The following is a 21,832-nucleotide window of genomic DNA, read 5'->3' as shown; positions in this document are numbered from 1 at the left end:
GGAAAATAACGCGCGCTTCAGCACCGTTGAAACGATGCAGGTAAGATTTAATCTAACTAGTTATTATAATGGAATAAAACAGCGACTGATTCCGTTCAAACACCATCAAAGGTTTTAAACGATCCCTTGTTGTTCTGTTTGACAAAATACATTGCTTGATCAGAACTCTTGAGAAGTTCTTCGACCGTTTCACCATGAACGGGATAACAACTAATACCAATACTAACGCCAATTTTGACTGGATGTCCCTTAATCGTGAATTGACGACTTAATTCTCGATTTATTTTATCTGCAACAAGTTCGGCGTCCTTCTCGTGTTCAATTTTAGATAGAAGAATAACAAACTCATCACCGCCAATTCGAGCAACGGTATCTGCACGGCGTGTTTGATCAATCATACGAGCTGCAACTTCAATCAAAAGATGGTCGCCAATATCGTGGCCGAGTCCATCATTGACGGCTTTAAATCTATCTAAATCTGCGAATAAAATAGCGAATTTTTTATTATAGCGCTTACTTTGGTGAAAAACTTGCGTTAGACGATCATCAAGCAATGTTCGATTCGGTAAATTAGTTAACTTATCGTAGTTAGCCATACGGACTAACTCAAGTTCTTTCATTTTTCGTTGCGAAATGAATTGGGCAATAAACCACGATGATACTGTTGCTAACAGAAATAGCAGAATAGTTAAAATAGCAAGTCTTGCGAGTAATTTACCACTGTGGGCAAAGAGAACATCAGCAGGAATATATGCGATCAGAATCCAACAATAATCAAAACTTGCTACTTTACCCATTCCGAGAGAACAACTGGTTCCAGAATTGGCTTCATTGAGGATGGGGTAAATTGTCGAATACGTAAATAACCCGTGCTGGTTCACGATCTGACCTGAGCTCTCGCCATTAAGTTGCTGCCATTCTAGCGGAAATTCATCCTTAAATTTCCTCTGTCTCTCTTTGGCATACATAAATCCCCATTCATCGTCTACGGACAATCCACGTAACCAGTAGCCATCGAGATTTACTAGCAACATCTTGCCATACAGCAAACGATCAGCACTAATGAGTTCATCGAGAAGATTTTGGCCAAGATAATTTAAAATCACCACGCCACGTTTGTTGCCATGCCTATCAAACACTGGAGTACCAAAGCGGATCATTGGCTTCAGTGGCAACTCAATGGCACCTTGTTCCATATTGAGATCAAATGGAGAAACAAACACCTGTCCAGCATCTAGTGATAATGTGTCATCAAAATAATACCGTCCGCGCTTATTTTGCAACTGTTCCGCAGGTACAACCACAGCTTTACCATCGACATAGTTCACCCGAACAATCTCATTGCCGTCTAAATCGATATAACGGATCTGATCATAGACACCACGAGCATTAATAAGAGCCGAATATTCGTCTGCACAAGCGTGTTTAATATTTAAATCAGCTGATTCGAGATACGTATGGAGTTCATTTTGTTGCGAGAGGAAAGTAATATCGGAAATGATGGTAGAAAATTTACCTGTAACAATTTGTTCAACAACATCAACAGCGTGCTTTTCTTGCAACTGAGTACGCTTCAAAAAATCATGACTCTCTAAATTATAAAGAATCGTAATCACACCAGTAAGAATTGCACCAGCCAGTAAAAAAATACGAATAAAATAATACAGCACACTTTTATGGCTGCGATTCAATACATCATTATCACTTAAATGTTCTGCGTGCTTCATTCTGAATGCCTCTTAGTCGATTAACTTCACCCTTCAATATTTCATTAAGATAGCACCCAGTTGTATTGTTGTACATCAACAAAAAAAGGCACCCAAATAGGAGTGCCTTTTCCAGTAAAACTATGTTCGTGCTGATTACTTACCAGCTAATGCCATTACCTGCTCGGTAAATGGGTTAGCGAACAAGATGATCATTGCTACAACGAATACGTAGATAGCAAGTGACTCGATCATTGCAAGACCGATCATCATTGTAGTAAGGATTTTACCGCTTGCGCTTGGGTTGCGAGCAACACCTTCAACAGCAGCTTTAATAGCAAGACCTTGACCAAGACCTGTACCGAAAGAACCAATTGCCATACCAAAACCAGCTGCGATCATACACCATGCGAAAAATGTCATGTGAATCTCCTTGAAACAAAAAAAGTGGGTTATTTTTCCTATACAATATAGGACTTATCTAAACGTATAAACGTTAAGAACGAAATTAATGCGCCTCTTCCAACGCGCCAGCGATGTAGATCATTGCCAGCAAGGTGAAAACGAATGCCTGAATAAATGAAACCAGAACACCCATCAACATCATTGGAACAGGTAGGAACAATGGAACCAAAGCAAAGAAAATCATCAGGACAATTTCATGACCGTACATGTTACCAAACAAACGTAACGATAATGAAAGTGGACGAGCCAAGTGGCCAATGATTTCAATAATGAAAATCAACGGAGCTAAGACAGCAATAGGGCCCATAAAGTGCTTGAGGTAGCCGATGCCGTGCTCTTTAATACCAATGATATGGGTCATAGAAAAAGCAGTCAGAGCTAAGGCCGCATTGGTATTAAGATCTGCTGTTGGAGGATACATACCCGGTACCAAACCGATGAGGTTGGATACGAGGATAAACAGTGAAAAGGTTGCGATCAACGGGAAGTACGTCTTCCCCTTAGGCCCCATGGTTTCAACCATTAGGTTTTCAATGCCGCTAACCACACTCTCCATTAGGTTTTGCCAACCACTCGGAACCATTTTGATTCCACGTGATGCGACGAATGCCACCGCAAACAAAATCAGCATAACCAACCACGTATAGGTCACATGCTGGCCAATGTGGGTGTTTAGTTGTTGTTCAACCCATTGTAGTAATAAAAAAGGATGTACCATTTAAGTCGTGCCTCCCTACTTGATAGCGCGCATAACCGTGGTCATCATAATATTGATCACCACAACTGAAAGTCCAATAATAAGTCCCAGTGGATTAACCTTAACCACCGCAATTAGTAATACCAGCATGACTGCAAGTGCACCCAGCCTGAGAATATAACTAACTTGAAACCCTTTAACAGCTGGCTGACCCGACTCAGCAAGAGCCCTTGTCAGCGAGCGATGTAACCATTGATAGCCACATACTGCAACCAAACCACCACTAGCAACACCGATGGTAAGATCTTTATTCCTAAACAGTAAGCTCGCAGCAACAAGCCCGATCAAAATAATCCAATTACGCCGAGCTATTTGCCCCAGCAATTGATCATCGTTATCGGTCACAGTCCACACTGCTTTCCTGTTTCTGACGTCGCAGTTCGCGATTGGTCAGGATGAAAATATTCCGAAAACCAGAGACAATACCAAAACCAAGAAAAATCAACAACATCCAAGGTTCGGTTCCAAGCCACTGATCCAGATAGTACCCCATCGCCATACCGATAAGAATCGAGGCGACCATACAGATACCAACGCTTGAGAGAAATCCGAGAGATTTATATAGCTCCCGACGCTCAACTGCCCTTTTTTCTTTATCATCGCAGGTCATGTGAGCCTTCTTACTCCTCAATTTCAATGTCTAATACAAACGCGGTTTTGTACCACAGCGGCCACTATGTGTCAATTTGTTTTCTGCATTGTATACAGTTTAACGGTGTCTATTCGTGACAACTTCATCATCATAACAACTCCAGAGAGCCAATTAAAATCTGCCCTTTCTTAACGATTAAAGAAAATCGTCCTTTCAACTCGGGTAACCATTCTGCTACACTTCATCAACTTTTATTTGACCCATTCAAGAATGACACCCCACTATGTTTAATGATTCATTTATTGTCGATATTGAAACAGCCCTGAAACGGCGCGCAGATGGTGCTCTGCTTGTTGATGTTCGCACTGCGTTAGAATTTAACGAAGCGTCCATTCCCGGAGCTGTGAACGTCCCTATCCTTAATGATGCCGAACGCGTTGAAATTGGCACCTTATATAAAGAACAAGGCTCTGATATTGCTCGCATTCGCGGTGTCGAACTGGTTGCGCCCAAGATTCCACAATTGATCCAAACGATCAACAGCCTACGTACCAACCAGCGCCGCCCTATTGTTATCTTTTGCTGGCGCGGTGGTCTGCGCAGTCGCGCCATGACCGCATTTTTACAGCTCGCCGGCTTTCCAGCTTTTCAGCTACGCGGTGGGCATAAAGCATTTCGTCGCCATGTGGTAGACTTTTTTGATCATGGTGAGTGGGGCCGCATGTTGGTGTTACGCGGCTTAACAGGTGTTGGCAAAACACGTGTTTTGCAACAACTCTCGAAGCAAGATCAACCGGTGATTGATCTTGAAGGACTCGCCAATCACCGTGGCAGTGCCTTTGGCGGTGTCGGACTTGGTCAACAACCAGGTCAAAAACAATTTGAATCGCTGCTATGGGAGGCCCTACAAAGCGTACCAAAGGGGAGCTGGGCCTTAACTGAAGGGGAAAGCCGTCATATTGGTAAGATTATTTTACCGGCGCGTTTTTTCCAAAGCCTACAAACAGAAAGAACGCTGTGGCTTGAAACAGAGCTCGAAAAGCGGATCCAAATTATTTTAGAAGACTATACGGTATCAGAACTTGCCGAAGAAACATTTATTCAACCGATTCAGTCACTACAGCGCCGATTAGGCATAACTGAAGTTGAAAATATGCTTGAATTGTTGCGCCAGAAGAATTGGCATGAACTGGTTTCTGAGCTGATGTTGAAATATTATGATCCGCTCTATTGCCACACCAAACCTGACAATCGAATCACGGTAGAGATTGACCCCTTTAACGACGACCACACGGAGTTACTAGAGGCCGCTAAAACTGTTTTAGCCACCGATCCGGCAGCATAGCAATCACTATGTCGAGGAGGAAAGTGTGAAATCAGAATGCGTTGATCAATTCAATCCACTGTGCGAAAAATGTATCCGCAGTTGTCGCCAGCCCGCAGGGTGCAAACTGCTCGAATGTCCCCGTTTTTCACCACGGCCGTTCAAATTAAAGCCACAACCGAAAAAGCAGCTCAATCTTTTTTAGACGAAAATTACCCCTCTAAACGGGCAAGGAATTCCGCCACATAGGGGGTGAATTTTTCGGGTTCAACCAAAAAAGAGTCATGGCCATAATCGGACTCGATAAGGTGGTACTCTACCGGCTTCTCTAACTGGCGTAAAACCTCCACCACCTCTTCTGTTTGTTCAGGCCGATACAACCAATCAGAACTAAATGCAAACCATAACGACGGGCACGTCAACGGCTCCAAACCATCCTCTAAACAACCGCTCTCCCACGCCACATCGTACAGATCAAGCGACTTCGCCAAATACAAAAACGAATTGCAATCAAAACGCCCGGGAAAGCTGTTGCCGTTATATTCAAGGTAGCGCTCCACCTCAAACTGACCAAACAGATCAAATAAGCCGTCACGGGCTGAAAAACGGCGGCCAAACTTCAGCGCCATCGACTCTTCCGACAAAAATGAGATATGACCCACGGATCGTGCTAAGGCGAAACCACTCATCGGCGGATGTTCAGGCCTATAGTTACCTTTTTTCCACAGTGGATCATTATAGATCGCCTGTCGCGCCAAGGAATTCAGCGAAATAGCCATCGGCGAGGTGCGTCCTGTGCCAGCAATCGGGATAATGGAACGGACGAAGTCAGGATAAACAAGCCCCCATTCCAACGCTTGCATAGCCCCCATACTGCCACCGATTACCGTCACCAGTTTGGTCACACCGATCTTATCCAGTAACAACTTTTGCGCCCGCACCATGTCGCGCACCATCACAATGGGGAAGTTGAGGCGATAAGGCCGCCCCGTGGCCGGATTAATACTGGTTGGCCCTGTTGAACCTTTACACGAACCGATCACATTCGAACAGATCACCTGATATTTATCGGTATCGAGGACCTTACCTGGACCAATGAGGTTATCCCACCACCCTGGCTTGCGATCATCCTCATGATGACGACCCGCAGCGTGAGCATCACCGGTCCACGCATGAGTGACTAAAATCGCGTTATCACCCTGATCATTCAGTTCACCATACGCTTCATAGGCAAGAGTGAGAGGTCCAAGCAAACGACCGCTCTCCAAGCGAAGCTCTTGATCAATGGTAACAGTTTGAGTTGTAACTAATTCAATCGCTGTAGACACAACCTACTCCCATAACGAAATATATGACGTGGAGTAAATAAAAAAAGCCCCACTCAAAAGATGAATGGGGCCTTGCGAATACGTCGATGGATACGGGTATCGTAAGACTCCGTCTCATCTTTCCCCTATAAACAGGGGTTGGAATTAGCACCTGGCATCCCCTAAGGGATCGGTTGCTGTGGTTTCAAAGGGCCAATCCCTCCACCACTCGAGATAACACGATGTCGATGTCTTTCTAACCTAGAGGATAGCGAATCGGTTGTCAACAGATGTTAAATAGTGTGATCAGGATAATTCATTGCTACGATGAGAGAGCGAACCGCTCTCAGCACCCAAAAATTCAGCCGAAAAATGCCAACAAAGCCCTCGCCGCCGCCGCTGACGATGCCGGATTTTGACCGGTAATCAGCATGCCATCGCAAACCACATGGGAGTGCCAGTCCGCAACTTTTTCATACTCACCACCGTTGTGTTTGAGCATATCCTCCACCAAAAAAGGGACCACTTCGGTCAAACCAACGGCCTTCTCTTCACTGTTGGAGAAACCGGTGACCTTCTTACCCGCCACCACCGAATGACCATCGGCTTTACGTGGGTAGCGCAACACACCGGGCGCATGACATACCGCAGCAACAGGTTTCTCGGCGGCAACCATCGCTTCGATCAAGGCAATAGAATCTGTATCTTCGGCCAGATCCCACAAGGGGCCATGACCACCCGGATAAAAAACACCATCGAAATCATCAGCGATAAGTTCAGATAATTTAACGGTGTGTGCTAAAGCAGCCTGCCCCGTACTATCGGCCTTGAACCGCCGTGTCGCTTCTGTTTCGGCATCGAGATCATCACTCTTAGGGTCGATAGGCGGGTGACCGCCAAGAGGCGAAGCCAGCGTGATCTGCGCGCCCGCATCTTTAAACACGTAGTACGGAGCAGCAAATTCTTCCAGCCAAAAACCGGTTTTTTCTCCGGTATTACCAAGCTTGGCGTGTGAAGTCAGAATCATCAGTATTTTCATGTTATCTCCTAACCTGAGCAACGAACTGTTGTTAACGAGGTGAATATTCAGTTTAGCAGAGATATTACTTATGAGAAGGTTGGGGAGGTTTGCTACTTAGAAGCGTGGGATGTGATCAACGGTGCGATTGTGACAGGCGGTAACTTGGGCTGAAGTAAACTGGGGTTGCGCCCCCAGACCTCGCCCCACTTTTTGCACCGTCAAAAAGTAGACAAAAAACGGCCCACAATTGTCTGGCCCTGCGGGTTCCCTCACTGCAATAGATTACAGCCGAGCGTGCCAAAAAACTCGCGTTGCTCAAACAGTTTTGGCACAAGCAGCTCAGCTGACGCTCATTGCGTTCGGCGGCGGCAAATGGGGGAGTTTGGTTCATAAAAGTCATTCAATTGTTTTCGAATAACGGAGAATGATAAAACAACCAACAGGATCTGGTACTACAGCACCACGGACAGAATAGAAAATACCATCACAACCAAACTATTTAATGCCACAATAAGGCAAAGGAATCAAATCAGTCGGCCGAGAGGTCCGACTTACCGCCATGGTATAGCATTACGGAAACCGACTCATTGTAGGTGGATTGGCGCCCCCCCCGGAGGGAAGAACTTAAAGCCCATTTTTTGCTTACTTTTTTGGGGCCAGTCAAAAAAGTACGTCGGCTGCGGGACGAGACCCGCGAACTTGAACTGGGTTTAATACTTCAATACACCACTCTGTCATACCACAATGAAAAAACGGCTGATGCATTTCTAAATGCATCAGCCGCTTATCTAACAAATCGGTAAAAATAAAAGACTCTTAAGCCACCAGCAACCCTACCAACTTTTAGATCAAGCCGGATGGCTACAATTCCCCTGAACAGTCGAAATCTGCCGCTGGCGTCACCGTCATCGCGCATCGCAACAATTGTCTTCTTTCTTTATTGTTTCAGCCCTTGTTACAGCCAAGCTTTCAATTATTGAGTTCATTGGGGTCTACCATCGGATTATGTAGATGACGGGACCAGTACTATGATGGCGGTTTGCTCTTGCCATATCAGTTACCCCTTTTAAACACCAATTTTCACCCTCAAATGGGCCTTCTAAGGCTGTTTTTGGCCCACATGTTGTACATAATCGCTGTCATATTATTCAGTTGGCTTGGTCCGACCCCACCACACCCAAAGAAAACTGCCCCTTCCGCATAATCTGTGAACAAGAGTTGCCCGCCATTTCCAGACAAGAATCCATAAAAGGACGAGGGAAGCTGATTTGCCCAAGGCGGTTCAGCAACCCATTCTCCAGACCAAAGATGATTGCTAGTGGGCATCGCTACGAAAGTGGCAGCCTGATTGTCACATCCAATCAACCCTTCAGCCAATAGCGGTAACTATTTCCCGATGCATTAATGACCATGGCTACGGTCGATTAAATTATTCACTACACCATTATTATTGAGATCGAAGGAGGGAGTTGTGAGAATAAAACACTTAGCAAAATAGCGAAACACAACCAGTCTTCTTAATTATCGTCAAACCGGACAAGATATTTGACGCGAGAAAGGATCCCTTAATTGAAATCAACAACAGTTCTTTTGTGCAAGAAATACCTTCTTTATCTCAGGATTAAATCCCTTTAAAAAATAATGGAAACGAAATGGTTTAACTCGGGCAGGAGAAATATAAAAGGTTACGTTAGGGTGCCCGCTATCACACCAACGTCTGGCAGAATCTAACAAAAGCAGCATTCCCCATTGTTCACTACGGAATTGCTTATTCACATAAAGTGATTCAAAAACACAAGATCCATCCGATTCCAGTCTAGTTATCATCCATCCGACAATTTTCCCCTTATGGCACAATCCAACGCTGGTGTAAGGATCAATCCTATCTATAAAGGGTGAAAGATACAGTCCGTCATCTTTTCTTATCCTAGACTCTGAATCCTTTAACTGTTTTAGGTTCGCCACACTCAGCTCTGTCCATTTAACTAGCTGGAAAATATCAGATTTTTTTTCACTACCGCCAAAACGTTCCGTGAAGGCCGCAGAAGGATATATTTTAAATAATAGATATTGAATTTGAGGGTCACCCCAACCGCATCTGTTTAATGTGGCCTCGACAGACAGACCTTCATCTTGTTGTGACTTGATAAATCTAAAGTAAATACATTTAGTTCCAGATATGGAAAGGTGTTTTTCTATTTCATTCAATAGCTTCGACCCAACTCCGCGTTTGCGAAATTTTCGTGCAACAGATAGAAAAACAATCAGTGCATCGTTCGATCCTGATTTCTTGCTCGCAATAACAATACCCACAGGTTTTCCAAAACATGTCGCCCCCATCGCAAAGTAGTCTAGACTAGAGGCGTTCGTTTTAACTTTATCGTAAGTTGAACTAGGCAAGAGGATCTTAAAATCATTTAGACCTTCGTCCGAAATCATAAAAACGTCGACCGGCAATTCTACTGTGGATTTTTTTTTTACCGTACTCGCAATGCTACAGTGACCTTTATGCATAACTTACGACTCCGTTGTCATTTTTTTAATGTCGTAGTAAATTGATAGCAAGTCAGAAAGTTTTCCCTTGAAAAACGAACAGGAATATGGCGCATTTTCAATCTCTGCACCCATAAACTTTTTCTGGTAGCGCAGTTCGGGGCAGCCACCATCACAGACCGGCAAGTAAAAGCAACGTCGACACTCATAATCGTTAAAAATATCAGTACCAACAATATAGTTTGCGATAGTGTTAATATCCCAATGAGTATCAGGATTGATGTTTCCTATAATTTTATCTTGCACCCCGACGTCTCGCCAGCAAGAATATGTCTCACCATGTGGGCCAATTATAAAGCCATTATCTTTCGTAGCAACACATCCAGAATTGTCTTGTTTTGGGAAAAACCGAAGATCTTTAATGCCATGTTCTCGGTATTGTTCAATATTAAATTCAGCTGCCTCCTCGCGGTTAAATTGACAACTAGATTTAGAGGAATTCTCTAAAGAACATACAAATCCTGGGGTAATTGTAATATTATTACCTTTGAATTTATCCTTAAACAATGTGTAAACATGGTGGTATTGGTGTTTGTTTGTCTCGTCAATATTAACGCGGATATTAAGCTTGCCGCTCCAAACTTCCAGCAGCTTATCTATATTTGAAATAATTTGATTGTAGGTTCCCCCCCCAGTGCGCGTACGGCGGCGACTGTCATGCATCTCCTTGTCCCCATCAATGGTTATTTGAATATCCCTGATTTTCAACTCATCAAGCCTGTTAATGATCCGACTTGAAAGCAGGTAGCCATTTGTAACAATGGAGGCGACAAAGGGGATATCAAGTTCCTTTATTTTCTTAGTAATGCTTTCTATTCTGTCAAAACAAAGGAGAGGTTCCCCGCCATACCAATTGATGTCAATATATCGTAGTGGCTTAAATCGCTCGATAAAGTTAATAAGCATCCCCTCAACCTCATCATCCATAGAATGATTCAACGTTGATTCTTCGAAACAATATGAACAGTTAAAATTACAGTCAAGTGTTGGGGCGATTGTGAGACTTAAGATTTTATTGTCAAATTTACGTCGTGATCTGTTGTAATTTATCACATTCAGGAGAGTCTCCTCTTCTCCTTCGCTGACAATGACTTTAGCCGTTGAAAGTTGCATAAAAAAAGCTGGGTCTTTGCAAAAATCGATCAGATGAGGAGCGTCTTTAATCCGTAAAAGCTCTGCATGGCTTTCATCGTCAAGCTCTAAAAATGAATTGGTTAGAGAGTTATATAAGAGTTGACCATGTTTTTCACTTTCGAATAAGTGGTTAAATCTCGAATATTTCATAGTCATCTTTATCTCGCTCCCTAGCGTACGACGAATATTAATGAAATGGGCTGCAGATTAATACGACCTGCAGCCCATAGTGTGGCAGCGATGTAAACATTAACAAATGACCACTATTTTAGGATATTATTAATCTCACCATCAGCCCTTATGGGAGAGGCAAATACCATCTCCCCCTGCGATTTTATCCAGATCATTGTCAGAAAGCTCTCCACCCTGAAAATCTGGCAGGACATAGGTTTGATCTATACCAGGTTCGTTTTCTATCACCTTAATATTGAAACCAGCAGGAACCGCTATGCCACCAACACGGGCAATAGCCTCTTGTGGATTGGAAAGAAGTTCCTTCCGGAACTCCATGTCTAGGGCAGATTTTTCCTGAACCTTTTGAATTGCAGCTGCAATTGTTTCTGGTGTTAGTTGGGTCATTGTATAACTCCTTTTGGTATGTATTATACATTTCTTCGTCTTCTAAGCTTACCGGTGCGAAAAAACGCATACGTTTGAATCACATTAAGTCTGTATCTCTCGGGTACGATACGTTTCCCTAGCCTAACCTGACAATTCAATGTTCTGCCATCGTCACCCCCTTTTAAATACCCTGCTGTTTCACCAGGACACGCTTCCTGCCCGTGGTTTGCGAAAAGACCACATTCGGCACTCGTCGCATCAGCAGGTGAACCATAAGTGGAAAAACCTTCTTTAAACGCAACTCACTGTCAATTTTCACCGCTTCCCATTTGTCTTACAGGGGCGCATTGCTATTCCCCTCCAGAAAAAACGCTTAATGACTAGTATTGCTGTGCTTATTTCGGCCAATAATTGTCGGCACTCTCCTCGTTGAGGCCAATGGAAATCAGGCCGCTGTTTTCACATCATTGTTGCCTTTGGTGACCAAATTTTTGACCGTCGACGAGACCAACAAATTGACCATTTCTGACGATCTTTTGTGTAATCGCCTTATTGATCAGATCCCCGTTGGTGGCGAAACTGTGGGCTCCAGTGACCCCTTGCCAGCCCTTGACCGCCCGAAAGGCTTCAGACACTCGTTCAGGTTCTGTTGTCCCAGCCTGCGCCATGGCAAAAACTAGCAGCTTAGCCGCATCATAACCCTGAGCGGCTGTCGAATCAGGCAGAATGTCGTAACGATCCCGGTAGTCTTCATTAAAACACTGGACCTCAGGCCGCGGATCGTCTGGATTGAAAGTCGAGGCGACAATTGTTCCATCGGCCGCTGAATCACCAGAGATGAGCAGCTGATCGGTATCCATACTATCACCGCAGAGTATCGGAACCTCTATCCCCATCTCCCTGACCTGCTGAATAAAGGTCAGGCCTTGCGGAACCATCCCGACAAGAAAGAGGGCATCAAAAGAAAAATTTTGTTTCCAGATTTCAATATCTCTTTGGAAATCGACCTTGTTATAAGTGTTATCGTAAGAAAGGCGGTCGACGACATTGAGGCTCAGATCTTGAGCTTTTTTCTCAAAAGCGTTGGCCAGACTACGACCGTATTCTCCCTGAAGATAATAAATAGCAATTTTTTTGTATCCTCGATCGCGTGCGAAGCAGGCCATTTGTTCACCGATACTCTCGTCACTGGGGACGTTACGGAAAACATGCCTGTAACCCTGTCGGGTGAGCTTGGCGCTGGTTGCCTGAGGCGATAGCATCACCAGTCCATAATATTCATAAATGACGGATACAGGAATCGAGACGCGTGACGTAGGATGACCAATGACGGCCACGACGTCGAGATTTTCTGCTAGTTCCTCAGCGACCCTTCTTCCCTGAGCAACGGAGCCACCATCGTTCTTAACAATAATCTCGATATTTCGCCCCAATACCCCGCCTGCGATATTGATCTCCTGTACAGCCATTTTAATGCCGTGTAAAATCGGTTTTTCGCTCTCATCATCCCAATCTCCGGCGACACCCAACAGAATCGGCCCTGCCGCCTGTAGAGCCCGCTCAGAACGTGCTTCTGCCACGCCACGACGCATGTTTTTGTCGGCAGTTGTTCGAATGACCAAGACACCCAACCAACTGATACAGGTTGCGGTGAGGATTAAGAAAACAGTCCAAAAAATAATTTTCAGTGCCATGTCAAATTCTCCTGCTCTATATTTTAAGCTATCTGCCGCTTGGCCAACTCGGAAAACAGACCTTCTTGACTGACCAAATCCTGATAACTGCCGTTTTGTACAACCTTGCCCTGATCAAGGACATAAATACGATCAGCATTTTTAATCGTACTCAGGCGGTGAGCGATGACTATTCGGGTGGTCTGTAGCTTTTCAATACTCTCATTGACGATGGCCTGAGTTTTATTATCCAGGGCACTGGTCGCCTCATCGAAGAAGAGAATACGCGGCCTGTTTACCAGAGCGCGGGCAATGAGCAGTCGTTGCCGCTGGCCACCAGAAAGTGTGCCACCACCTTGGGAGATAACAGTATTCATCCCCATAGGCATGCTCTCAATATCCTTATCAAGCCCGGCCATACGGGCCGCATCCCAAGCATCGTCAATGGTCATCAGGGTGGCTCCAACGATGTTATTGAAAATATCTCCGGCCATCACCTGCCCATTCTGTAATACCGTCCCCATCTGTCGCCTCACTGAACGCACGTTGATGCCGGACAGCTCCTGTCCATCGTAATAAATCCCGCCATAATTGGGCATTTCGAAGCCGAGAAGCAGGCGAAAGAGGGTCGATTTACCCGAGCCAGAGGAACCGACCAGCGCAATGAACTCGCCGGATTTAATATGCAGTGACACATCATCAAGGATCAGGGGGCTATCATCGCTGTAACGGAACGAAACCTTGCTGACTTCGATCTCACCGGCCAATTCCCCAGGATCGGCCTGCGTCGCATCCACCTCAGGAATCGCTTTAAAAATCGGCTCACAGCGTCGATAGAGGGGAATAATTCCCAAGACCGAAAGCAGGCTGGAGCTTAGCGACATCATGCCGCTTGAAAACTGTACGAAGGCCGCGTTGAATGCCAGAAACTTGCCCGTCGAGAAAGTCCCTACCTCGATGAACCAAACCATACTGGCAAAAATAACGACGCTCGATAATAACGAATAAACACTATTGAAAGTGCTGGTTATATTGCTGACATTGCGTGCCTTGCACGCTAAGCGTCGTTGCAATATGAAGTATTCTGACCACCGGACAAAAGCACGTGACTCTGCACTAGAGATCCTCAACTTAGCAATTCCGCCGATAAGCTCCAAAACCATGCCGGAAATTTTACCCTGAATCGCAATGAGCTGACCTTGATACTGCAATTGAAAATATCCACCTGCCGTGAGGACAATCAGAGCGGCAAAGGTGACAGCAATAGCGATTAAGGCCATCTTTACGCTGTAGTAAAAAAGAAGTGCGAGACTGAAAACCGAAAAGACTCCTGAGAGGATCGCGTTGATGGTTGTTGCAGAGAGGGTTTGCCGAATGCTGTTTATTCCCATGACCCGCTGGGCGAGATCACCCGCGGTATAATCCCGGAAAAATGTAACCGGCAACTCCAGCAGCCGATCAATAACCGCACTCTGAACATGCTGATCTACGCGCCCCTCAAGGCGCAGAACAGCGATATTACGGGTAAACTGGAAAATCATTGTCGCTATAGCACCCACAATCAGGGCCAGGGTCACGACAAGGAGCTGGTTTAGTTCAGCACCAGGAATAATCGTGTCGAACATCACTTCGGTAACCAACGGGGTGACTATCCCCAGTATGCCCACAGCTAATCCCATAAACAGGATCATCATGAAATCACCGCTTCGACCCTGGATGGCAAATTTGAAGAGATCCCATCCTGTTAGAGAGTGTGAGGGCAATGAGCGATAGAGAATTTGGCCGAACGGGCTTAGCTGGCCCGCAAGCTCAGGGGTAATCTTCTTTCGGCCAGTTTCCGCAGGGTTTACAAGTACGTAACTGGTTGCAGATCTCGGAAGTAAGGCTACCGGGTGCTCCCCCTCCGCCAGATAACCGATCATGGGGCCATTGTCTTGCTGCCACCATTTGTCCGACAGAATAACTCTGCGCGTACGAACCCGTGAAGCCTGAGCAATAGCTTCAAGAGGGTTCAGGTTCTCGAAACTGCCGTCACCGCCAATAGCGGGTGTCATCTCAATCCCCAGAGGCTTGGCTACGGCACAACAGACGGCAAAGAGCGCATCGTTGGTTCTGTGATCAATTAGCTCATCTTTTTTCTCTAGAACAGTGGACAGCCTTCCGATTGAGGCTCCAAAGTTTAGGCGGTCGGCTTCATTTTTTCGAAAAACACACTCTCTCTCCTCAGAGCGGGCATCATCGACAGATTGCCGAATTCTCTGCAGTGAAAGACGGTGAAACTCTTCCAACCCTATCCATTCAGGATCCTCCTGTAACCAGGTAGGCGTATCAATCGCATGCAGGCTGTTGTGATCGGCAGCTTCCAGCCAGGACTGACGGGAGAGGGGGAGGTAGCCCCTGATATTGATCGGTTCAAGGCTCTGGTCGCTGCAATAATGGGCTGTCCCTTGTTGGTGGGTAACCCAGAGAACTCCCTGACTTGGCTTGGCGAATTCACCGAGACCGAGCATTAAATCCTGGCCAGCGACCAGTTCTCCCTCAAAAATCTTCGGCATAGCGTTGCGCCGTAATCCCAAAATAAGGCTTTCAACCCAGTTATTCACCAGAGCCGCAACACAACCACAACCCTTTTTGGTTCGGGCTATTGCCTTGAGCTGGTCATGTTTGAAGCCCAGCAATCGGGTGCCGATTGCACCACAGGCCAAAAGTCCAAGTCCCTCACTAGCGATGTTTTCCCGAGGGAAACTGAACATGGCCTGTCCCTTTTTCAGGCGGATAACATGGCGGCGCGCACCGGAGGGCAGACCATGTTCAACTCGCACGGCAAAGATGTCTACCCTTCCCTCCTGAACCACAAAAACGGATTGAGGGTCGTCTAAAAGAAGAGGACTCCCCCCGCTGATATCCAGAGTGACGTTTTCTTCTCCGATGAGGTCTAGAATTTTCTGAATCAACATCCATCTCCAAGTCTATTCACTCTATTCGGCAAACACTTTATCCAGCTTGAACCAAACTGGCATAAAGGCCCTGAATTTCTATAAGATCTGCGTGAGTACCACGTTGGACAACTTGTCCTTTATCCAGAACGATGATCTCGTCACAGTCCCGTATGGTACTAAGTCGATGAGCGACTATAAGGCAAGTGCAGCCCCGACGCCGTAAATTGTCATCGATAATCTTCTCTGTCACCGGATCGAGAGCGCTGGTCGCCTCATCTAGGACCAGAATGGTCGGGTTCTCCACCAGAGCTCTGGCTATCTCAATGCGCTGTCGTTGCCCTCCACTAAAGTTTCGGCCCCCTTCGCTAACGACACCGTCGTATCCTCCGTTACGAGAAGAGATCATGTCATGGATGCAGGCATCCTTTGCGGCGGCAATGATCTGGCGTTCGCGGACAGAGTTATCCCAAAGGGTAAGATTCTCGCTGATGCTCCCTTCGAACATGCAAATGTCCTGATCGACCATGGCCATTGAATTGCTGATCACGGAACGGGGAAATTCACGGCGAGGCTTACCATCAAAAACGACCTCACCTTTCCAGGGTTCGTACAGACCGGCGATAATTTTCGAGATAGTCGATTTTCCGCAGCCAGAGCCACCGACAAGTGCAACACGAGAACCAGGTTGTAATGTCAGACTGAAATTCTTGATCAGCGCTGGTTCTAGACGGTTGTAACCAAAGGTGATATTACGTAACTCCAAAGCTCCGGAGAGCTTGTTATGTAATGTGGATTCAAGCGTGTCCACATCGTCATCGGTTTTGTGACAGGCCTCATCATAGGTCACCTGAGAATCTAGACCATGGGCCAGTACATCGTCGAGCCGATTCAAGTCGCCCTCTACCTCCTGAAGGGTGCTACCCAGTCCGACCAACTGGTTGACTGGATCCAGAAAGCTCAACATCAGGCTCTGAAAAGCCACCAACATCCCCATACTGAGATGACCATCCATTACGCGAATGCCGCCCACACCGAGAATCAATGCAGAATTCAGCGCGGTTAGAAAGAGGGGGACCATATTAAGCATGTGGGACGAGAAACCAAGTCGCTGTTCGGCATCCAGAACTTTAGCGTGACAACCAGCCCATTTTGCAAAAAAATCGGATTCACCTCCCGAGGCTTTAAGGGTCTCAATAAGCTGCAACCCACCCATCGCCGTTCCCATAAGTTTGCCCTTTTCCTGTAACCGCTTTTGATTAGCATCTACACGCTTACGTGACACTAATTTGAGAAAAACGAGGTTCATTGTCGCAACGGCGATGCCTGTCACAGTAAGGACAGCGTCATATTGAAGCATCAGAAGTGAATAGAAACCAACCACCAGGATGTTGAGCAGATTGGTCGCTAGGACCCCGGAGATCAAGTGGGCCAGCTTATCATTTATACCAACGCGGGTGCCGATTTCACCCGCGTAGCGTTGGGTAAAAAAGTCCATCGGCAGCCGCAGCACATGCCAGAAGAACTGACTGGCCGCACTGAGTGCCAGCTTAGTTTCCAACCGCATCAGATAGTACTGCTGGATCCAAGTCAGACCACCTCGCAATGCAGCTGTGAGGGTCATCCCGATCAACAGGGGCTTGAGCCAGTCCTCCATGCCACCTACGAGAATATTGTCGACAAATATACGGGAAAATGTTGGTATCACCAGCCCCGGAATAACCAACATCAAACTGACGAGCATGACAAAGCCAAGCGCCATTCTGGAACCTGGGAGTCGCGAAGTCAGCGACCGGATCAGACTGCGTTTTTTACCGTCCTTCTTAAAACCAACCTCTTTTTCAAAAACCAGCACCACTCCGGTAAAAGATTGGTCGAATTCTTCCTCACTTACCGTCCGTGGCCCCGCAGCAGGGTCATTCAAGTAGACACGCCCCTTGCTAAACCCCTCGACCACCAAGAAGTGGTTGAAGTTCCAAAATACGATCATAGGCAGGGATAGCGATCGCAGCCCCGCTGGCTCTTTGCGATAACCCTTGGCCGACAAACCATACTTGCGGGCGACCTTGAGAATATTGCTTGCCTTGCTGCCATCCCGCGAAACCCCACACTCAACCCGCAGCTCCTCCAGAGGGACGATTCTTCCGAAATAGCCCAAGACGATACCTAGAGCTGCTGCTCCACACTCTACCGCCTCCATCTGAATAACCGTTGGCGTTCTGACTCTTCTGTTTTTCTTAAACTCTCGGGGTTGCATGCTGTTATATCCCCAGAGTTTGCTTGAGGTAAGGAATAACGAAGCTTATAGGTAGACGATTCTCGACAATGATTTCACCGAGGCACAGAGTTCCACCCTGTATGGTCGTATCGGGCCCCTTGCCTGATGACCACTTATAGCCACTAACAGTTTTACTGTCGGGAATCATGTCGGCATAAACAACCATCGGTGCACCGGATTCGGAGAGGGTTTGCACGAGCTGTTCATTGCCGAGCATATGAACCATCCCCCTGTAAGTGGCCGGATATTCGGACACATAAGTGACTAATCCCAGCAGGCTACCATGCTCCTCTTTCTTGACCGTGGAAGGTACCAAGTCAATTTCCATTCCTGATTTGATTTTCTTCCCATCGGCCGAAGGAACAAAGAGTATTGCTTGAAGTGTTTTATCCATGAATTCCATGTTTACGACAGGATCCCCCGCATTGATCACTTGGCCAGCAGATACCAGAACCTCGATCACTCGCCCCGATATTTTGCTGACTACTCTGGATTCAAACGCAAGCCTTTTTTCCAGAAGAGAAACTTTTCTCGCGCAAAGGCTGAGATTTTCCTCACTCTTATGAATCAATTGGCGGTGACGATTTTCCAAGGTATACCTCTGGATCGTAATATCTTCCAGTTTGATGCGCAGACCATCGATCTGTTCCAGAGTCAAATTCAAGTTCTTGCGGGTACCCTCCACCTTGACTGGAATAATGAGCCCTTTTTCAAGCAACCCTTTTTGCTTGAACAGCTGCCCCCTGTAAAATTCAACCTGTTTTTCCAAACTCTCTACCGAAAAGCCAATACTTTTTCGCTGGGCACTGAGCCTTTCAAGTTGGTATCCAATATCTTCATTAGAGAATTTTTGCAGTTGGGCATGTTGGATCTTTGCTTCCTCTTGTTCGCTGCGAGCATTGCGTAGCTCTGCTTGCAACAACGGCTGTGAAAGTCGGGCCACGATCTGACCGTGACGTACAATATCCCCTGGCTCCACCACGACCTCAGAAATCTGCCCTTCCCCCAAGGTAACGACACTCTGAATCCCACCATGACGCATAAAAATGCCTTGGCCTTTCACCTTGACTGGTATATTGCCAACAAATCCCCACATGAGGGCCATGCCCAGAAGCATGCCAAGAGTGAGCAATGCATACCAGCCCGTTGGTGTCGTTACTCGAACTAACATATCGAGTTGCTCAGGCGATGAAAGCCGAGCCAATGAAACCTTGCGGAACAGTTGCTTTTGAACCATGATAAATCTTCTCCTGTGGATTTTTCAGATAGTCAAAATCATCTGCGCGCCGGCAGTGTAGTCAGTTCAGCTAAGTCGAGGGAATATCCTTCTGCAGCGCTGCGGACCAAGGTTCCAGTTTCAAACCGTAGCTGAACCAGGGAACCGGCCAAGCGCTGTCGAGTAGAGATACGGTTCAGCAGGACGGAATCCATGCGATCTTGGATATTTATGAAATCCAGCAGGGTGGCTTCCCCCATTTGAAACCTCAGTCGCTCATTTTCTACTGCCTCCGAGTATGCCTGGGCCGACTCATCCAATTTCTCTAATTCAGCAACAACGTTCGTTAAGCTGTTAACGACAACCATCACATTCGACACGATGATGCGAGCCTGGTTTTCGATCTGCACCTGTTTCTGCCGATATCTGACAAGATCTTGTTCTAAATTCCCCTTAGCGAGGTTATTGCCGAGATTGTATTCGAAATTCAAGCCGACAGACCAATCCATTCCGCCTTGCTTGGACTTGAGCGCATCGATATAATCCTCCCCCCGACTTCCAGAAGAAAAGCCGTTGTAGCCGCCCATCGCCCCTAGGTCGAGTCTCGGTTTGAGGCGATTGCGTGAGGCCTTTATTTGAGCATTTATGGCTTCGACCCGCCTTTTTTCAGCTCGAAGATCACTGCGTTTAGACATGGCCAGATTGGTGTAGGTCGAGAAATTGAAAACCATTTTGGCCTTTGAGCCGTCCTTAAGTTGCGGGAATTTCTCTTTCGGTGCAGGCAACCCTGCAATGACAGCGGCAGGGGTACCCATTGAAATACCAAGTGCAAAGCGGGTTTCAATGGCCACCTGCTCTGCGGCAATGCGCATGCTTGCCTTGTCGGCCAAGTTGGCTAGAACATTCTTGATGTCCGATGCAGGTAGTTGCTCGGCCTGGATCAGATCTTCAGTCTTTTCCGCTAGAAGCCTGGCCCTATCCTCGGACTGTTGAAAGATGGTAAGTCGCTGATAAGATGCAACAAAATCCCAATAGGCCAACGTCGTATCCAGAACCGCCAACGAGACCCTGTGCAGTAAATCATTCTGACTGGCTTCAAGCTCATACGCTGCAGAAATTTCACGAGATGCGACATTTTCCTGGCCGAACCCCTTGAGCAACGGGATAACAACTTGAAACGTGATCCTGCTAGCGTTCTGAAATTCGTCCGCTGAAGATGGCTGCTGGTCGACCTTTGTAAGTTCAAGCCCAGAAATCAGTTGCGGACCGGAACGGAATTGCTTTATCAAGCTCAGGTTAAGTATCGTGGTGTCTCGATTCTCTACAACGCTAGGCGAGTTATTCTCTTCAAATCTGGCTGAAGCTTGCAATCGCAGGTCAAAATCACCAGCAGTGCTCTGTAGGATGCTACGGCTTAAATTCACCTGCTCTTCCTGAATGGTGATTTCCGGCTGTAGCAACAAGGTGGATCTAGCCGCATCCAGCAAACCAATTGCCCCCCCTGTTTCAACTCCTGAAGCAAAAGTAGCTAACGGAAAAAACAGACTCAAAAAAGTAAAAATAAAAAAATATATAGTGGACAGAACTACGCCCCGACTACATGCTGGAAACAGTTCCAATAAGTCGCTGCCAATCGGGTTGGGGGTCAATTCAATAATGGCAGATACGATCCTTGTAGGTTTCTGTCCAGCAAAGATGGTTCTCGCCTTTTCACTCCCTTTTCCCAATTTAATACTGCCTCCTATTGATTTCATGAATCCGTGAGTACTCGACGGCTAAGAACCGTAGTTATTGTCTTGCTTAAGCGTCAAAAAAAAATTAGTGAGCCTGCTATAAACTGTCATAGAGGAACCCAGAGGGGACATTCTCTGTAGAGGTCAAGCAAACTGTCGTATTTTTGCCTATCCATTTGCTCGGAGTAACAACTGCACATTTTCCGTTTGCTCATAGTTCAATGTAACAACTTCAAGTCGTTCCGAATTTCTAAAGTTTCCTGACCATCTCTCTGGTCGTAGGTTTTTAGCTGCAGCGTAAAGTTCTTTCCTTGGTTGCAGAATTTCGCGATCATCACCACGGTGGCGTTGCGCTGGGGTTACAACTTTAATCGCGCTCTGTTGATGTTCCTCATGGTACCAATCTACAAATACTGCTGTCCACTGCCGTGCTTGGCCTACAGAGGCAAATGTTTGTTCTGGAAAGCAGCGGTGATATTTTACCGTTTTAAATAATACTTCAGAATATGGATTATCGTCACTAACAGGTGGACGGCTTAATTCAGGCAATTTATTTTGATCGCCACCACAAATAAA

At 46.3% G+C, this 21,832-nt stretch carries 18 protein-coding genes and 1 riboswitch; of the genes, 2 read left to right on the top strand and 16 right to left on the bottom strand.

Annotated features, from left to right (window positions below; translation table 11 throughout):
- Positions 1-95: 95 nt before the first annotated feature.
- The 5 genes from ACZ5KY_RS03635 to ACZ5KY_RS03615 all read right to left on the bottom strand — a co-directional run bounded on the left by ACZ5KY_RS03635 (position 96) and on the right by ACZ5KY_RS03615 (position 3,538).
- Positions 96-1,727, bottom strand: a complete 1,632-nt coding sequence (locus ACZ5KY_RS03635) for a diguanylate cyclase domain-containing protein (RefSeq protein ID WP_464242548.1) — start codon at positions 1,725-1,727, stop codon at positions 96-98.
- Between the two features lie 135 nt (positions 1,728-1,862).
- Positions 1,863-2,129 carry an ATP synthase F0 subunit C gene (atpE, locus tag ACZ5KY_RS03630; protein ID WP_464242547.1) on the bottom strand — a complete coding sequence of 89 codons (267 nt, stop codon included), beginning with the start codon at positions 2,127-2,129 and terminating at the stop codon, positions 1,863-1,865.
- Between the two features lie 85 nt (positions 2,130-2,214).
- Positions 2,215-2,889, bottom strand: a complete 675-nt coding sequence (gene atpB, locus ACZ5KY_RS03625) for a F0F1 ATP synthase subunit A (protein ID WP_464242546.1) — start codon at positions 2,887-2,889, stop codon at positions 2,215-2,217.
- A gap of 15 nt (positions 2,890-2,904) precedes the next feature.
- Positions 2,905-3,273, bottom strand: a complete 369-nt coding sequence (locus ACZ5KY_RS03620) for an ATP synthase subunit I (protein WP_464242545.1) — start codon at positions 3,271-3,273, stop codon at positions 2,905-2,907.
- Complete coding sequence (locus tag ACZ5KY_RS03615) at positions 3,263-3,538, bottom strand: AtpZ/AtpI family protein (RefSeq protein WP_464242544.1); 276 nt, start codon at positions 3,536-3,538, stop codon at positions 3,263-3,265. Before ACZ5KY_RS03615 ends, ACZ5KY_RS03620 begins: the two co-directional genes overlap by 11 nt.
- Before the next feature lie 265 nt (positions 3,539-3,803).
- Between ACZ5KY_RS03615 and mnmH the strand changes: the two genes are divergently transcribed.
- Together mnmH and ACZ5KY_RS03605 are read left to right on the top strand one after the other, a co-directional pair.
- Positions 3,804-4,865, top strand: a complete 1,062-nt coding sequence (mnmH, locus tag ACZ5KY_RS03610) for a tRNA 2-selenouridine(34) synthase MnmH (RefSeq protein ID WP_464242543.1) — start codon at positions 3,804-3,806, stop codon at positions 4,863-4,865.
- Between the two features lie 25 nt (positions 4,866-4,890).
- The gene (locus tag ACZ5KY_RS03605; protein ID WP_464242542.1) at positions 4,891-5,049 is read left to right on the top strand and encodes a hypothetical protein; all 159 of its coding nucleotides are present in this window, start codon (positions 4,891-4,893) and stop codon (positions 5,047-5,049) included.
- A 7-nt stretch (positions 5,050-5,056) separates the two neighbouring features.
- On the opposite strand, the gene metX is transcribed toward ACZ5KY_RS03605, so the two are convergent.
- The 11 genes from metX to ACZ5KY_RS03550 form a co-directional block, all read right to left on the bottom strand.
- Entirely contained in the window at positions 5,057-6,172 is a 1,116-nt protein-coding gene (metX, locus tag ACZ5KY_RS03600) for a homoserine O-acetyltransferase MetX (protein WP_464242541.1), read from the bottom strand.
- Between the two features lie 111 nt (positions 6,173-6,283).
- Positions 6,284-6,392: riboswitch (SAM riboswitch) on the bottom strand.
- 120 nt (positions 6,393-6,512) lie between these two features.
- The gene (locus tag ACZ5KY_RS03595; RefSeq protein WP_464242540.1) at positions 6,513-7,190 is read right to left on the bottom strand and encodes a type 1 glutamine amidotransferase domain-containing protein; all 678 of its coding nucleotides are present in this window, start codon (positions 7,188-7,190) and stop codon (positions 6,513-6,515) included.
- A 1,557-nt stretch (positions 7,191-8,747) separates the two neighbouring features.
- Entirely contained in the window at positions 8,748-9,686 is a 939-nt protein-coding gene (locus ACZ5KY_RS03590) for a GNAT family N-acetyltransferase (protein WP_464242539.1), read from the bottom strand.
- Between the two features lie 3 nt (positions 9,687-9,689).
- On the bottom strand, positions 9,690-11,015 hold the full coding sequence (locus ACZ5KY_RS03585) for a radical SAM protein (protein WP_464242538.1): 1,326 nt from the start codon (positions 11,013-11,015) through the stop codon (positions 9,690-9,692).
- 135 nt (positions 11,016-11,150) lie between these two features.
- On the bottom strand, positions 11,151-11,438 hold the full coding sequence (locus ACZ5KY_RS03580) for an NHLP leader peptide family RiPP precursor (protein ID WP_464242537.1): 288 nt from the start codon (positions 11,436-11,438) through the stop codon (positions 11,151-11,153).
- Between the two features lie 446 nt (positions 11,439-11,884).
- Positions 11,885-13,114: an ABC transporter substrate-binding protein gene (locus tag ACZ5KY_RS03575; RefSeq protein ID WP_464242536.1), complete on the bottom strand. Its 1,230-nt coding sequence runs from the start codon at positions 13,112-13,114 to the stop codon at positions 11,885-11,887.
- 23 nt (positions 13,115-13,137) lie between these two features.
- Entirely contained in the window at positions 13,138-16,050 is a 2,913-nt protein-coding gene (locus ACZ5KY_RS03570; RefSeq protein ID WP_464242535.1) for an NHLP bacteriocin export ABC transporter permease/ATPase subunit, read from the bottom strand.
- A gap of 37 nt (positions 16,051-16,087) precedes the next feature.
- Complete coding sequence (locus tag ACZ5KY_RS03565) at positions 16,088-18,286, bottom strand: NHLP family bacteriocin export ABC transporter peptidase/permease/ATPase subunit (RefSeq protein WP_464242534.1); 2,199 nt, start codon at positions 18,284-18,286, stop codon at positions 16,088-16,090.
- 4 nt (positions 18,287-18,290) lie between these two features.
- Positions 18,291-19,544 (bottom strand): NHLP bacteriocin system secretion protein, encoded by a 1,254-nt coding sequence (locus ACZ5KY_RS03560; RefSeq protein ID WP_464242533.1) that lies wholly within the window; start codon positions 19,542-19,544, stop codon positions 18,291-18,293.
- Positions 19,545-19,582: 38 nt separating this feature from the next.
- Positions 19,583-21,250, bottom strand: coding sequence for a TolC family protein (locus tag ACZ5KY_RS03555; protein WP_464242532.1), 1,668 nt, complete (start codon positions 21,248-21,250; stop codon positions 19,583-19,585).
- Positions 21,251-21,424: 174 nt separating this feature from the next.
- Positions 21,425-21,805, bottom strand: coding sequence for an integrase core domain-containing protein (locus ACZ5KY_RS03550; protein ID WP_464242531.1), 381 nt, complete (start codon positions 21,803-21,805; stop codon positions 21,425-21,427).
- Between the last annotated feature and the right edge of the window lie 27 nt (positions 21,806-21,832).

It is taken from the genome of Desulfuromonas svalbardensis, from assembly GCF_055389415.1.
The sequence above is the reverse complement of the archived record's forward strand: the minus strand, read 5'-3'. Positions and strand labels throughout refer to the sequence as shown.

Excerpts from the sequence above, each read along its gene's own strand:
- ACZ5KY_RS03635 (WP_464242548.1), bottom strand. The coding sequence starts at position 1,727 with ATGAAGCACGCAGAACATTTAAGTGATAATGATGTATTGAATCGCAGC.
- atpE (WP_464242547.1), bottom strand. The coding sequence starts at position 2,129 with ATGACATTTTTCGCATGGTGTATGATCGCAGCTGGTTTTGGTATGGCA.
- atpB (WP_464242546.1), bottom strand. The coding sequence starts at position 2,889 with ATGGTACATCCTTTTTTATTACTACAATGGGTTGAACAACAACTAAAC.
- ACZ5KY_RS03615 (WP_464242544.1), bottom strand. The coding sequence starts at position 3,538 with ATGACCTGCGATGATAAAGAAAAAAGGGCAGTTGAGCGTCGGGAGCTA.
- mnmH (WP_464242543.1), top strand. The coding sequence starts at position 3,804 with ATGTTTAATGATTCATTTATTGTCGATATTGAAACAGCCCTGAAACGG.
- ACZ5KY_RS03595 (WP_464242540.1), bottom strand. The coding sequence starts at position 7,190 with ATGAAAATACTGATGATTCTGACTTCACACGCCAAGCTTGGTAATACC.
- ACZ5KY_RS03590 (WP_464242539.1), bottom strand. The coding sequence starts at position 9,686 with ATGCATAAAGGTCACTGTAGCATTGCGAGTACGGTAAAAAAAAAATCC.
- ACZ5KY_RS03585 (WP_464242538.1), bottom strand. The coding sequence starts at position 11,015 with ATGACTATGAAATATTCGAGATTTAACCACTTATTCGAAAGTGAAAAA.
- ACZ5KY_RS03580 (WP_464242537.1), bottom strand. The coding sequence starts at position 11,438 with ATGACCCAACTAACACCAGAAACAATTGCAGCTGCAATTCAAAAGGTT.
- ACZ5KY_RS03575 (WP_464242536.1), bottom strand. The coding sequence starts at position 13,114 with ATGGCACTGAAAATTATTTTTTGGACTGTTTTCTTAATCCTCACCGCA.
- ACZ5KY_RS03570 (WP_464242535.1), bottom strand. The coding sequence starts at position 16,050 with ATGTTGATTCAGAAAATTCTAGACCTCATCGGAGAAGAAAACGTCACT.
- ACZ5KY_RS03565 (WP_464242534.1), bottom strand. The coding sequence starts at position 18,286 with ATGCAACCCCGAGAGTTTAAGAAAAACAGAAGAGTCAGAACGCCAACG.
- ACZ5KY_RS03560 (WP_464242533.1), bottom strand. The coding sequence starts at position 19,544 with ATGGTTCAAAAGCAACTGTTCCGCAAGGTTTCATTGGCTCGGCTTTCA.